Source organism: Mesorhizobium sp. M00.F.Ca.ET.216.01.1.1, from assembly GCF_004010325.2.
In the GTDB taxonomy this organism is placed as follows: Bacteria; Pseudomonadota; Alphaproteobacteria; order Rhizobiales; family Rhizobiaceae; genus Mesorhizobium.
Genome location: NZ_SADR02000009.1, coordinates 116,347 through 129,605, shown reverse-complemented (window position 1 = coordinate 129,605; position 13,259 = coordinate 116,347). Strand labels below are relative to the sequence as shown.

The 13,259-nt window shown below is 62.7% G+C and carries 12 protein-coding genes; 10 read left to right on the top strand and 2 right to left on the bottom strand.

Annotated features, from left to right (window positions below):
- Positions 1-75 precede the first annotated feature (75 nt).
- The gene (locus EN859_RS14135) at positions 76-981 is read right to left on the bottom strand and encodes a branched-chain amino acid ABC transporter permease (protein ID WP_127853489.1); all 906 of its coding nucleotides are present in this window, start codon (positions 979-981) and stop codon (positions 76-78) included.
- A 149-nt stretch (positions 982-1,130) separates the two neighbouring features.
- On the opposite strand from EN859_RS14135, the gene EN859_RS14130 reads away from it, so the two are divergent.
- The 4 genes from EN859_RS14130 (at position 1,131) to EN859_RS14115 (ending at position 8,425) form a co-directional block, all read left to right on the top strand.
- A complete protein-coding gene (locus tag EN859_RS14130; RefSeq protein ID WP_127853490.1) occupies positions 1,131-1,739 on the top strand; it encodes a CGNR zinc finger domain-containing protein in 609 nt (202 codons plus the stop codon).
- Positions 1,732-2,262, top strand: a complete 531-nt coding sequence (locus tag EN859_RS14125) for a hypothetical protein (protein ID WP_127853491.1) — start codon at positions 1,732-1,734, stop codon at positions 2,260-2,262. The genes EN859_RS14130 and EN859_RS14125 overlap by 8 nt, the downstream gene beginning before the upstream one ends.
- A 181-nt stretch (positions 2,263-2,443) precedes the next feature.
- Positions 2,444-5,962, top strand: coding sequence for an indolepyruvate ferredoxin oxidoreductase family protein (locus EN859_RS14120; RefSeq protein WP_348632922.1), 3,519 nt, complete (start codon positions 2,444-2,446; stop codon positions 5,960-5,962).
- 150 nt (positions 5,963-6,112) lie between these two features.
- Complete coding sequence (locus tag EN859_RS14115; RefSeq protein ID WP_127853592.1) at positions 6,113-8,425, top strand: EAL domain-containing protein; 2,313 nt, start codon at positions 6,113-6,115, stop codon at positions 8,423-8,425.
- 222 nt (positions 8,426-8,647) lie between these two features.
- Here the strand turns inward: EN859_RS14115 and EN859_RS39240 are convergent, their stop codons facing one another.
- Positions 8,648-9,001: a hypothetical protein gene (locus tag EN859_RS39240; RefSeq protein ID WP_245525570.1), complete on the bottom strand. Its 354-nt coding sequence runs from the start codon at positions 8,999-9,001 to the stop codon at positions 8,648-8,650.
- On the opposite strand from EN859_RS39240, the gene EN859_RS39235 reads away from it, so the two are divergent.
- From EN859_RS39235 to EN859_RS14085, 6 genes are all read left to right on the top strand, one after another.
- Positions 9,002-9,358: a hypothetical protein gene (locus EN859_RS39235; protein WP_245525569.1), complete on the top strand. Its 357-nt coding sequence runs from the start codon at positions 9,002-9,004 to the stop codon at positions 9,356-9,358. It abuts the gene before it with no gap.
- A 110-nt stretch (positions 9,359-9,468) separates the two neighbouring features.
- Entirely contained in the window at positions 9,469-9,618 is a 150-nt protein-coding gene (locus EN859_RS14105; protein WP_127853494.1) for a DUF3096 domain-containing protein, read from the top strand.
- A gap of 195 nt (positions 9,619-9,813) precedes the next feature.
- Positions 9,814-10,038 carry an aa3-type cytochrome c oxidase subunit IV gene (locus tag EN859_RS14100; protein ID WP_127853495.1) on the top strand — a complete coding sequence of 75 codons (225 nt, stop codon included), beginning with the start codon at positions 9,814-9,816 and terminating at the stop codon, positions 10,036-10,038.
- A gap of 85 nt (positions 10,039-10,123) precedes the next feature.
- Positions 10,124-11,374: a Re/Si-specific NAD(P)(+) transhydrogenase subunit alpha gene (locus EN859_RS14095; RefSeq protein ID WP_127853496.1), complete on the top strand. Its 1,251-nt coding sequence runs from the start codon at positions 10,124-10,126 to the stop codon at positions 11,372-11,374.
- A complete protein-coding gene (locus EN859_RS14090; protein ID WP_127853497.1) occupies positions 11,374-11,796 on the top strand; it encodes a proton-translocating transhydrogenase family protein in 423 nt (140 codons plus the stop codon). The genes EN859_RS14095 and EN859_RS14090 overlap by 1 nt, the downstream gene beginning before the upstream one ends.
- Positions 11,797-11,802: 6 nt before the next feature.
- Positions 11,803-13,200: an NAD(P)(+) transhydrogenase (Re/Si-specific) subunit beta gene (locus EN859_RS14085; RefSeq protein WP_127853498.1), complete on the top strand. Its 1,398-nt coding sequence runs from the start codon at positions 11,803-11,805 to the stop codon at positions 13,198-13,200.
- Positions 13,201-13,259: the final 59 nt, after the last annotated feature.

Here is a 13,259-nt window from a genome sequence, read left to right as displayed (position 1 = left end):
GTAAACGCTGTTGTGAGACAAGAGTGAGCAAAAACCGCTGGATGACCGTGCGGCATGCAACCAAAGTCTGACAGGTCAGACGATCTTGGCGGTGTCGCGGCCGGCGCCGACAAGCATCAGCATGACGACAAGGAACGCATACATCCAGGCGTCGCGCCATTCGATCGGGAAGTAGCCGGCCCACAGCGATTCGGCCATGCCGAAAGCGGCTGCGCCAAGCGCTGCACGCGACGGCGAGAGATAGCCGCCGACAGCGGTCACGAACAGGATCTTCAGCCCGTAGACCAGCCCGGTGCCGAAGCTGATATTGCCGTAATAGAAGCCGGCAAGCACACCGGCCAGCGCCGCGCAGAGGCCGCCGAAGAGCACCGCGTGCCGGAAGACGGCGCGCACGTCGACGCCGCACATGGCCGCGGCCTTGGGATCGTCGGATACGGCGCGCCAGCTCCGGCCGAAGCTCGAATATGCGAAGGCCCATGCGGCCAGCACAATGGCCGCCAGCACGGCCGCGCAGTCGAGCAGCTGGATCAGCGTCAGCGTCGCCTTGAAGCCTGCATTCTGCGCGAAAATGACCGGTTGAGCCAGCATCGGCGGCAACCACAGATCGTGCGTGTCGGCGGCAATGCGGCTTGCTTCCGAAAGCACCAGCAATATGCCCAGCGTCGTCACCACGATCGCGTTGGGCGCGCGATCGGCCAAGGGTTCGAAGACGCTGCGCGACAGGACGTGGCTGATCAGCGCCGCATAAAGGAAAGCCGCCACGACACCGAGCGCAACGGAAGCAAACAATGTCAGCCATAGCGCCTGATAGCCGAAGGCTGCGGTGAGGATCATCGCATGCCCGCAAAAAGCGAACAGCGCGCCATAGGCGAGATTGGTCCGGTGCAGGATGCCATTGGTCAGCACGTAGCCGAAGGCAAGCAGCGCATAGAGCGCGCCGGAATGCAGGCCGTTCAGAACCTGTTGGAAGAAATAGAGCATGCAAGACCCTCGGAGCATGCCGCCCAAAGTGCGAAGCGGTTTGGGACGACGACATGCTCAAAACAAAGGTGGCGACGGCCGCACCCGTAAGGAGCGTCGCATTCGGAATCTAACTTGTCAAATGCGATTTATCGGTTAGATTTCAGCGCATGACGGTATCCTGGACGCCACACCGCTTCACTGGCGGCATTCTTGCGCTCGATGCGGCAAACACCGTCGTGTTGCGTGACGATCCGGAAAAGACCTTCGATCGTTTCGACGATCCGGCCGAGATTGCCCGGTTCGCAGACGCGGCAAGCGCCTTTCGCGCCGCAGAACTTGGCGGCAGGCGGCTGGCAGCGCCGTCGCCGGCGGAAATCGCGCCGGTGGTGCTGTCGATTCGCGAGGCGACCGACAGCCTGTTTCGCCGCGCAGTGTCGAAAGGCGCGATTGCCACCGGCGAGCTGCCAGGCTTCCTCAAGGCCTGCGCCGATGGCCTGGCGCGCAGCCGCACCGAAATTGGCGCGCCGGGAAAGCCTTTCGGCGATCCGGCGACGCCGATCGCCTTCGAGGCGGCGCTGGCCGTCTCGGCGCTGTCGCTGCTGCGTGAAGATACCATCGCCAGGTTGAGGATCTGTCCCAATTGCAGCTGGCTGTTTGTCGACCGCAGCCGCAATTCCAGCCGCCTTTGGTGCGATATGGCGGTATGCGGCAACCGTCAGAAGGCAAGCCGTCACTATCGCCGCCGCACGGCGGCCAGGGAGGTCATCAATGTTTAGCAAACTTTCGCGTTCGATCGTTTTCGGCGTAGCCTTGCTTGCAGCCGCGGCCGTTGGTGCCTGCCGCGATTCCGGCAAGGATCAGTTGTTCGCCATTTCCGGGAAGCTGTTCGAATTCAACTACCGCCTGGGCATCGCCACCTATGTCATCACCCTCAATCCGCTGCGGCCTGTGGGTGAAGGCCAGGTCGCGGTGGTCAGCTTCCAGAACCCGGCCGGCGGCGATCCGATCATCGTCAACCAGAAGATATGGCCGAAGCTGCCGCATGTGACGCTGACCAGCCCGCCGCTTTCCTGTGTTGTCAAGGACAAGCCCTATGCGGTGTCGATCCGCATCGAGGATTCCAGCGGTAAATTGTTGCAGAGCTTCGAGACCACGCTGACCTCGTCGCTCGACCAGTCGGTCCTGCCCGACCGGCCTCTGGTCGCCGGGCCAGTCTACGAACTCAACAAGGACCTGGCCGGCCACGTCGACGGTAAGCTGCCGGGCGAGCCGAAGCCCGATTGTCCGAAGGCGGCCTGACGCGTTTTCGCCCGCTCGATGCACCGCCGGAACATCCTTTGCTCTGGCGCGGCGGCCGGGCAGTTTTCATACGCTGGCTGGCGCGCGCTGGATCGTTCATTGCGCATTGGCTGGCGCTCTCGATTTTGTTTGACCTGCCCGGCAAGGGAAGAAAGACTGCGGCATCCGACTCCGACGTTGGCTGCGTGTTTCGAGCGCGCCTCCGCAGAGGAAATGCCTGATGACGCTGCATGATGTCGCGCTCGACGACAAGTTTGATCTCGGAAAGGAGCGCATCTTCCTTTCTGGCGCGCAGGCGGTCATCCGCATGCTTTTGATGCAGCGCGAACGCGACCGACGGGCCGGACTGAACACCGCCGGCTTTGTCTCCGGCTATCGCGGCTCGCCGCTCGGCGGGCTCGACATGCAGTTGTGGAAGGCCAAGAAGCAGCTGGCCCAGTCGGATATCGTCTTCCAGCCCGGCCTCAACGAAGAACTCGCGGCGACGGCTTGCTGGGGTTCGCAGCAGACCGAATTGCTGGGCGAGGGCACCCATGACGGTGTGTTCTCGGTCTGGTACGGCAAAGGGCCCGGTGTTGACCGCTCCGGCGACGTGTTTCGCCACGCCAACCTCGCCGGCTCATCGAAACATGGCGGCGTCCTTGCCCTGATGGGCGACGACCACATGGCCGAATCCTCGACCAACGCCCACGCCACCGAATTCCTGTTCGTCGACACCATGGTGCCGATCCTCAATCCGGCCGGCGTCCAGGAGATCATCGACTACGGGCTCTACGGCTTTGCCATGTCGCGCTTCGCCGGCACTTGGGCGGCGATCAAATGCGTCAAGGACAACATCGAATCGACGGCCTCCGTCGATGCCTCGCTCGACCGGCTTGATATCGTCATCCCCGAATTCGACATGCCGCCCGGCGGCCTCAACATCCGCCACGAGATCGACATGCTCGGCCAGGAGGAGCGGCTGCATGAACACAAGCGTGCCGCCGCGTCGGCCTTCATCCACGCCAACGGGCTGAACAGGATCGTCTATTCGGGCGGCCGCAACCCGAAGCTTGGCATCGTCACCATCGGCAAGAGCTATCTCGACGTCCGCCAGGCGCTGGAAGACATCGGCATCGACGAGGCGGCCGCCAACCGCATCGGTATCCGGCTGTTCAAGGTCGGTTGCCCGTGGCCGCTCGACCTTCAGCACATTGCCGACTTTTCCCGCGGTCTCGACACCATCGTCGTCGTCGAGGAGAAACGATCGCTGATCGAGGTGCAACTGCGCGAAAGCCTCTACGGCACCGCGACGCAGCCGGTCATCGTCGGCAAGAAGGACGAGCGCGGCGACTGGCTGTTTCCGGCCAAGGGCGCGCTCGATCCTAACGAGATCGCCATTGCGCTCGGCGAGAGGATACTGAGGACGATCGGCCCGTCGGAAGAAATCGCCGCACGGGTGGCAAAACTGCGCCAGTTCCAGGCGATGCTCGCCGACACCACCGACATCGCCTCGCGCACGCCCTTCTTCTGTTCCGGCTGCCCGCACAATTCCTCGACCAAGGTGCCGGAGGGCTCGATCGCCGCCGCCGGCATCGGCTGTCACTTCATGGCGCTGTGGATGGACCGTAATACCGTCGGCTTCACCGCCATGGGCGGCGAGGGTGCGCAATGGGTCGGCCAGGCACCGTTTTCGAAGCGCGACCACATCTTCCAGAATCTCGGCGACGGCACATACAATCACTCCGGTGTGCTGGCGATCCGCTTTGCGCTGTCGACGGATGCCAACATCACCTACAAGATCCTCTACAACGACGCCGTCGCCATGACCGGCGGCCAGCCGCACGAAGGCGGCCTGACTGTGGACATGATCGTCAGGCAGGTACGGGCCGAAGGTGTCGGGCGCATCGCCATCGTCACCGACGAGCCGGGAAAATATACCGGCAAGGCCGAATTCCCCGCCGGCGTCACCGTCCATCACCGCGACGACCTCGGCCTCGTGCAGCGCCAATTGCGTGCGGTCAAGGGCGTGTCGGTGCTGCTCTACGACCAGACCTGCGCTGCCGAGAAGCGCCGCCGCCGCAAGCGCGGCACCTTCCCCGATCCCGACAAGCGTGTCTTCATCAACGAACTGGTTTGCGAGGGTTGCGGCGATTGCGGGGTGCAGTCGAACTGCGTCTCGATCCAGCCGGTCGAGACCGAATTCGGCCGCAAGCGCAGGATCGACCAGTCGAGCTGCAACAAGGATTTCTCTTGCGTCAACGGCTTCTGCCCGTCCTTCGTCACCGTGCATGGCGCCAGGATCAGGAGGGCCGATGGCATCGCCGGCAAGGCCGACCCGCTCGCCGGCGTGCCGACGCCGGCAGAATTCCCGCTCGGCGAGCAAGGCTGGGCGGCGATCATCGACGGCGTCGGCGGTACAGGCGTCGTCACCATCGGGGCAGTGCTCGGCATGGCCGCCCATCTCGAAGACAAGGGCTGTGGCATGATCGACATGGCCGGCCTTGCCCAGAAGGGCGGCTCGGTGTTCACCCATGTGCGCATCGCCCGCACCCCGGACGATATCCATGCCATCCGCGTTTCTGCGGGGAAGGCCGACCTCGTTCTTGGCTGCGATCTTGTCGTGTCCGGCGCCAAGAAGGTGCTCGCCGCCGTGCGCGAGGGCCACACCATCTTCCTTGCCAACACTGCCGAGATCATGCCTGGCGAGTTCGCCCGATCGGCCGATTTCTCGCTGCCCGTCGAGCGGCTGAAAAAGGCGATTCGTGCCGCCGCCGGCGACGACAGAACGCATTTCTTCGACGCCACCCGCACCGCCACCGCGCTGTTCGGCAATTCGCTCGGCGCCAACATGTTCATGCTCGGCTTCGCCTTCCAGCACGGCGGCCTGCCGCTGTCGGCCGAGGCGGTCGAGAAAGCGATCGAACTCAACGGCGAGGCGGTGGCAATGAACATCGCCGCCTTCCGCTGGGGCCGCCGCGCTGCCCACCAGCCCGATTTCGTGCGCAGCCTCGTCGCCCAGCCCGGCAAGGCCACTGAGAGCACCGCAATTGCCGAGACGCTGGACGACATCATTGCCCGCCGCGTCGCCTTTCTGACCGCCTATCAGAATGCCGCCTACGGCAAGCGCTATGCCGACAAGCTGGCTGCGTTGCGCCAGGCCGAAGCCAAGGCCGTGCCGGGTTCGACCACGGTGACCGAGGCCGCCGCGAGGAACCTGTTCAAGCTGATGGCGATCAAGGACGAATATGAGGTGGCGCGGCTCTATACCGACGGCTCCTTCGCCGCCGAATTGGGAAAACAGTTCCAGAGCTACGAGAAGCTAGAATTCCATCTCGCCCCGCCGATCATGGGCCGCCGCGGCAATGACGGTAAGCCGAGGAAGTCGAGTTTCGGCCCGTGGATGATGAAGGCGTTCCGGCTGCTTGCGGCGATGAGAGGCCTGCGCGGCACCGCCTTCGACCTGTTCGGCTACAGCGCCGAAAGGCGCTTGGAACGGCAGCTTCTTGCCCAATATGAGGCCGATCTGGAGCTTGTCGCCGGCACGTTGGCGCCGGGCAAGGTCGAGGCCGCTGCCGCTCTTGCCTCGGTGCCCGCGCTCATCCGCGGCTATGGCCATGTCCGGCAAGCCAGTGCCGAAAAGGCGGCCGGCGAACGCTCAAGACTGCTCGAGCGCCTGGCAAATACACCGGCGAGGCCTGAACTTCAGGCCGCCGAATGAGCCCGGGCCCTGATACGCCTTGTTTACCTGAACAATAGTTTCTTTGCCTTCCGTTGGGTCAACGGCTTGACGGCAGGGGTCGAAACGGCCTCTCTAAACCTTTCTTAAGGCGGATATGACATGACTGCGGTTCGTGCGGCACCGCAGGCTATGCAAGAAAACAAAACCGTAGAGATAGGTGAGGACGTCTATGCAGGGTTCGTGCGATCGTTGTTCAACGATCCCGGAATCCTGCTGATCGGCGCTTTTTGCCACGGACTCATCGGTATTCTTGTCTACTTCAGCTCAAAGCAGCCCGTCTACCTCGCGCTTGCCGCGACCATGCTCGCCGCTGGCCTTTACCGCTATTACGGCATCCGCAAAGGTCAGCGCGAAGGCAATTTCAATACCTTTGAGTCAGCCAAGAAATGGGAACGCTACTATCTGGTCGGCGGTACCATCCAGGCTTTCTTCATGGGGCTGTTCTGCTTCACCACCATCTATCTCATCCCGGACATATTCGGGGAAAGTGCCGCGATCGCCGTCATAATGGGCTCGACGGTGACGATCGTCGGGCGCAATTACGGCTCCAAAACCATGGTCGCGGTTCAGGCTTTTACGGTCGTGCTGCCGATTGCGGTCGGACTGATGCTCAAGGGCGATGTCGACAATTTCATCCTCGGCCTCTACATCGTGCCGTTCATCTTCATCATCACTCGAATGGCCAATCACGTTCGCACCGTGCTTTTTAATGCCATTTCGGAGCGCAAAACCGCAGCCAGGCTCGCAGAGCGTTTCAACCGCGCGCTCAACACCATGTCGCATGGTCTCGTTATGCTTGGCCCCGACGGCAAGGTGGTCGTCGGCAACGCCGAAGCCGCGCATCTCATGTCGCTCAAATCGCCGGACCAGTTGCTCGGGCGATCGATCCACTCCCTGCTCTTGCGCGGCGTTGCTGGTGGAATGCTGGCGCCGAAGGACTGCCGCTACGTCGAGGCGCAGCTGACGCGCGCGCTGCGCGAGGGTCGCGACCGCAAGGTGCTGGTTTCCTTCTCCACCGGCCAGCACTACGAGTTTTCGGCGCGCGAAGGCAGCCAGGATCTGGGCGTCATTACCTTCGAGGATGTCACCGCCCGCGTTGATGCTGAAGAAAAAATCCGCTTCATGGCGCGCTACGACAACCTCACTGGCCTGCCAAATCGCGCCTATTTCCATGAGCTGGTCGGTGAGTCCATGGCGTCCGGCGAACGCGATCGTCTCTGCGGGCTCGCCGTGCTCGACCTCGACGATTTCAAGAGCGTCAACGACACTCTAGGCCATCCGGTCGGCGATGGGCTGATCTATGCCGTGGCGGAGCGGCTGGCCGCCATCGCCGGACAAGGCGTCATGGTCAGCCGTTTCGGCGGCGACGAGTTCATGATCTTCTTCGATCGCGTCGAGGACGAAAGCCATCTGACCGGCCTGCTCGACGGGATTTTCGGCGACCTGCAGGGCGAGATCGATGTCGCCGGCCACGGGCTACGGATCCAGGCCAGCGCAGGCGCGGTGCTGTCGCGGGTCGAGGACACCGATGTCGACGCCATGATCGTCAAGGCGGATCTTGCCCTCTACAAGGCCAAGGAACTTGGCAAGAACAACTGGCGGCTGTTCGAGGCGTCGATGGACGCAGCTTTCCGCAACCGCCAGCTGATGAAGGCGGATCTGCGCAGCGCTGTGGAAAGCAAGGGGTTGCGGGTGGTCTATCAGCCGATCGTGGCGATGAGCACGATGCGCATCGCCAGTTGCGAGGCGTTGTGTCGGTGGGACCATCCCGATCTCGGGCCGATTTCGCCCAGCATCTTCATTCCCCTGGCCGAGGAAATGGGCATCATTTCCGAGATCAGTACTTTTGTCCTTCAGGCGGCATGCGCCGAATGTGCCAAATGGCCCGGCCAGACCAGCGTCTCGGTCAATCTTTCCGCCAAGGATTTTCGCAACCGCGACGTCGTCCAGAGGGTCCGTGATGCGCTGGCTGGTTCCGGCCTCGCCGCGGGCCGCCTGGAGATCGAAGTCACCGAGACCGCGTTGCTCGACGACAAGTCGCTGACACGCCAGTACATCGAGGAATTGAAGCAGCTCGGCGTGCGTATCGCGCTCGACGATTTCGGTACAGGCTATTCAAGCCTGAGCTATCTCCACAAGCTGCCGCTCGACAAGATCAAGATCGACCGCTCGTTCCTGATGGACGTAACCCAGAGCCCGCGTTCGCTCGACCTGTTGAAGGGAATCGTCGACCTGACCCGCGTCTTGGGCCTGACCGTAACCATCGAAGGGGTCGAGACCTTCGAGCAGCTCAAGATTCTGGTGCACTCGGTGAAGCCGGACCTTGTCCAGGGCTTCCTCTTCGGCGCCGCTCTCAGTGCATCGGGCATCGAAACCATGTCCAACGTGACCTGGCCCTTCGCCGCGGAATTGCGGTCAGTCCCGAAGCTCGCGACCACCTGATCTCGATAGCGCTTGAAAGGCCCGTTCAAAAGGCGTTGTGTTATCTAAGCGTTAACTGATTGTTAACGTTAACGTTCGGTAAACGCTGACGGTCAGAGTTTCATCTTCTTGTTCTTTCCGTTGTCCGGTATTGTCCTCCTGCGGCGGTACGAGGGGAAATATATGGACACGCAACGGTCAGGTCTGCGTTCGGCGGCTTCGGCGATAAAATCTCAGCCTCCCTCATTGTTCGCGCGCAACGTCCTGGACGTTTTGGAACGCGTCGAATACCGGCGCTGTGAAAGCGGGGAGGATCTCGAAGCGGTCTACCGGCTGCGTTACAAGGCCTTTCATGCACACGGTCTGCTTGACACCATCGTCGAACAGAAACTTTCTGATCACCTTGATGAAGCCCGCAATTGCTATTGTTTCGGCGTGTTCATGGACGGCGAGCTTGTCAGTACCGTCAGGCTCCACCACATTACCGGTGAGACCCCAGAAGCGCCGATCATGACCGTATTCGGCGATAGATTGCTCCTGCGGCTGGCGCGGGGCGAAACCTTTATCGATCCCAGCAGACTGGCGATCGACCCGCAAATGTCATCGGCCAACCGGGCTCTGCCCTACGTCACGCTGAGGCTCGCGGTCATCGCCAACACATTTTTCAACGCGACAAGCTGCATTTCGATGATCAGGGAAGAGCACACGTCGTTCTACCATCGCATCTTCGGGTCGGTGCAGATCGGCGAACCGCGCATCTACCCGCCCTTCACCATGCCTATCTTCTTCTACGAATCGGTTTGCGAGCAGAACATGGCGCCGACGCTGCAGCGGTTTCCATTCTTCCAATCGACGGCGCTGGAGCGCCGCATGCTGTTCGCAAAAGCGCCGGCCGGCGAACTCGCGCCGCTGACCATCCTGCCCACCGCCAAATATTTTCGCGAAGCCGCCTGAGCCTTCATGGTAGGCGGAGCTTTCGGGCCGCATCGACGTTGTGGATGGCAGCAGGTGCCGTCGACGCATTCGCGTGAACGAAAATTGGCCTCACCGAAAGGGAACCCTATATGACCATTTCCACGCTCGCGCTTACCCCGCTGATCTCGCTTATTGCCGGGATTCTGATCCTGGTGATGCCGCGGCTGCTGAACTACATCGTCGCCCTCTATTTGATCGTCGTCGGGCTGCTCGGGCTGTTTCCGCATCTGGCAGGCTGAAAGTCGGCGCCAACGCGGCGCACGCTAGCCCTGCACAAGCGCAAGACGGCGGCCGAATTCACGCCGGGCTGCGCCAGCTCACGGCTTTCAACTTTCCTTTGAGGCTGTTGTCGCCGGCGATGCGGCAATAGCGCCATTGCCCTCGGCCCGGCTTTTCGCTATGTGCCTCAAAGATGTCTTCGAAGGGGTATTCCTATGGCTGATCACACGCCGACCGGTCCTGTCGAACTGGGCGCGAAGATGGACTATGCCGAGCATGATCGGACCTATGCGGGCTTCGTCATGCTCGCCAAATACGGGTCGCTCTTTTGCCTCGCCGTGCTCCTGTCGATGGCTTTCGGCTTCTTCGCCGGTGGCTTCTTCTCGGCCGTCATCCTGTTCGTTCTGATCCTGGCCGTAGGCGCCTTCATTCTCCGGTAAATTCCTAAAGACCCTTGCCCGGGATGTCGCCGGAAGTCCGGCCGGCGCCTTGCGGAAACAGGTTCCAGCCGAAAGGATCATTGCGGTGGGACAGACGGTTTTCATCCCTCGGGAGCTCGATGCGAACGAGCCGCGCGTTGCTGCCTCGCCGGACACGGTAAAGCGGCTGGCGGGGTTGGGTTTCGACGTGACTGTCGAAGCTGGCGCCGGCACGGCGTCCCGCATTCCGGACGAGGAGTTCGCCAAAGCGGGCGCTGCGATCGGCAAGGCCGGCGATGTCGCCAAGGCCGATGTGGTGCTGAAAGTGCGCCGCCCAGGCGAGGCGGAGCTGAAGGCCTACCGGCCGGGAACCGCCGTCATCGCCATCATGGATCCCTACGGCAACGATGCCGGTGTCGCCGCTCTGGCGAGCGCCGGTGTCACCGCTTTCTCGATGGAGTTCATGCCGCGCATTACCCGCGCCCAGTCCATGGATGTGTTGTCCTCGCAGGCTAACTTAGCCGGCTACCAGGCAGTGATCGACGCGGCTTCGGAATACGACCGGGCGTTGCCGATGATGATGACGGCAGCGGGCACGGTACCGGCGGCGAAGGTCTTCATCATGGGCGTCGGCGTCGCCGGCCTGCAGGCGATCGCGACGGCAAGGCGGCTTGGCGCCGTCGTTACCGCCACCGATGTTCGTCCTGCCGCCAAGGAGCAGGTCGCTTCGCTCGGCGCAAAGTTCCTCGCGATCGAGGACGAGGAGTTCAAGGCTGCCGAGACTGCCGGCGGCTACGCCAAGGAAATGTCGAAGGAATACCAGGCCAAGCAGGCGGCACTGACCGCAGAGCATATCGCCAAGCAGGACATCGTCATCACCGCGGCGCTGATACCCGGTCGTCCGGCGCCGAAGCTGGTCTCGGCGGCCATGGTCGCTTCGATGAAGCCAGGCTCGGTGATCGTCGACCTTGCGGTCGAACGCGGCGGCAATGTCGAAGGCGCCGCATCAGGTCAGGTTGTCACCACGGCCAATGGCGTCAAGATCGTCGGCCATCTCAACGTGCCGGGTCGCGTCGCCGCCTCTGCCTCGCTGCTTTACGCCAGGAACCTCTTTGCGTTCGTCGAGACGCTGGTCGACAAGGCCACGAAGACACTTGCCATCAACCGCGACGATGAATTGGTCAAGGCGACGATGCTGACAGATGGCGGCCAGGTCGTGCATCCGGCCTTCGCTGGCAAGCCGGCGATGATGATTGCCTCGTCCGAGCATGCGAGGCCTGCCGCCGCAAAGAAACCGGCGGCGCCAAAGAAACCAGCCGCAGCCAGGAAGCCCAAGACTAGCGGGGGGATCGCGTGATGGACCAGACCTTGCAGCAGGCCCTCGACCAGCTCGACCAGGCGACCGCCGCCGTCCGGCTTGCAGTACAGAACCTGGCCACTGCGCCCGGCGCTGAGGCAGCCGGTGATGCTGCGCACGCGCTGTCCGGCGGCGCCATCGATCCGTTCGTCTTCCGCTTCGCCATTTTTGTCCTGGCGATCTTCGTCGGCTACTACGTCGTCTGGTCCGTCACACCGGCGCTGCACACGCCGCTGATGGCCGTCACCAACGCTATTTCCTCGGTCATCGTCGTCGGCGCGCTACTCGCCGTCGGCATCTCTGCGTCCGGCGTCGCCACCGGCTTCGGCTTCGTTGCGCTGATGCTGGTCTCGGTCAACATCTTCGGCGGCTTCCTCGTCACCCAGCGTATGCTGGCCATGTACAAGAAGAAGGACAAGTAGAGCGCAATGAACGCCAACTTCGCCTCCTTCCTCTATCTGGTCTCCGGCATCCTGTTCATCCTTGCATTGCGCGGCCTGTCGCATCCGACCACCAGCCGCCAGGGCAACATGTACGGCATGATCGGGATGGGCATCGCTCTTTGCACGACGTTGGCGCTGGCGACCCCTTCGGCCGGGCGCTTCAGCCTCATCGTGTTCGGCCTGGCCGTCGGCGGCTCCGTCGGCGCCGTCACCGCCCGGCGCATCGCCATGACCTCGATGCCGCAACTGGTTGCGGCCTTCCACTCCCTGGTCGGCCTTGCCGCCGTCATGGTGGCCGCTGCCGCCATCTATGCGCCGGAGAGCTTCGGCATCGGCACCGTCGCCGACATCCACGCCCAGGCGCTGATCGAGATGAGCCTTGGCGTCGCCATCGGCGCCATCACATTCACCGGCTCGGTCATCGCCTTCCTCAAGCTCGACGGCCGCATGTCGGGCAAGCCGATCATGATCGGCGGCCGCCACTTCATCAACGCGGCGCTTGGCATCGCGCTGGTCGTGCTGATCGTGCTGCTGGTCACCACCGAGTCCAGGCTGGTGTTCTGGCTGATCGTCGCGGCCTCGCTTGTCCTTGGCGTCCTTCTCATCATCCCGATCGGCGGCGCCGACATGCCGGTGGTCGTCTCGATGCTGAATTCCTATTCGGGCTGGGCCGCGGCAGCGCTCGGCTTCACGCTCGGCAACCTGGCGCTGATCATCACCGGCGCTCTGGTCGGCTCGTCCGGCGCGATCCTGTCTTACATCATGTGCAAGGGCATGAACCGGTCATTCATCTCCGTCATCCTTGGCGGCTTCGGCGGCGAGACCGCAATAGCTGCTAACGACGGCATCGAGCGCACGGTCAAGCAGGGTTCTGCCGATGATGCCGCCTATCTGATGATGAACGCCCAGAAGGTCATCATCGTGCCTGGCTATGGCATGGCGGTCGCCCAGGCGCAGCACGCGCTGCGCGAGATGGCCGACAAGCTCAAGGCCAACGGCGTCGATGTCAAATACGCCATTCACCCGGTCGCCGGCCGCATGCCCGGCCACATGAACGTGCTGCTCGCCGAGGCCAACGTGCCTTACGACGAGGTGTTCGAGCTCGAGGACATCAACTCCGAATTCGCACAGGCCGACGTCGCCTATGTCATCGGCGCCAACGACGTCACCAACCCGTCCGCCCGCGACGACAAGTCCTCGCCGATCTTCGGCATGCCGATCCTCGACGTCGACAAGGCGCGCACCTGCCTGTTCGTCAAGCGCTCGCTCGGCTCCGGCTATGCCGGCATCGACAACACGCTGTTCTACAAGGACGGCACGATGATGCTGCTCGGCGACGCCAAGAAGATGACCGAGGAGATCGTCAAGGCCATGGATCACTGATCCGGCCAAGCGCCTCGTCAAGATGATCAGACGAAAAAGCCCGGCGCGAGCCGGGCTTT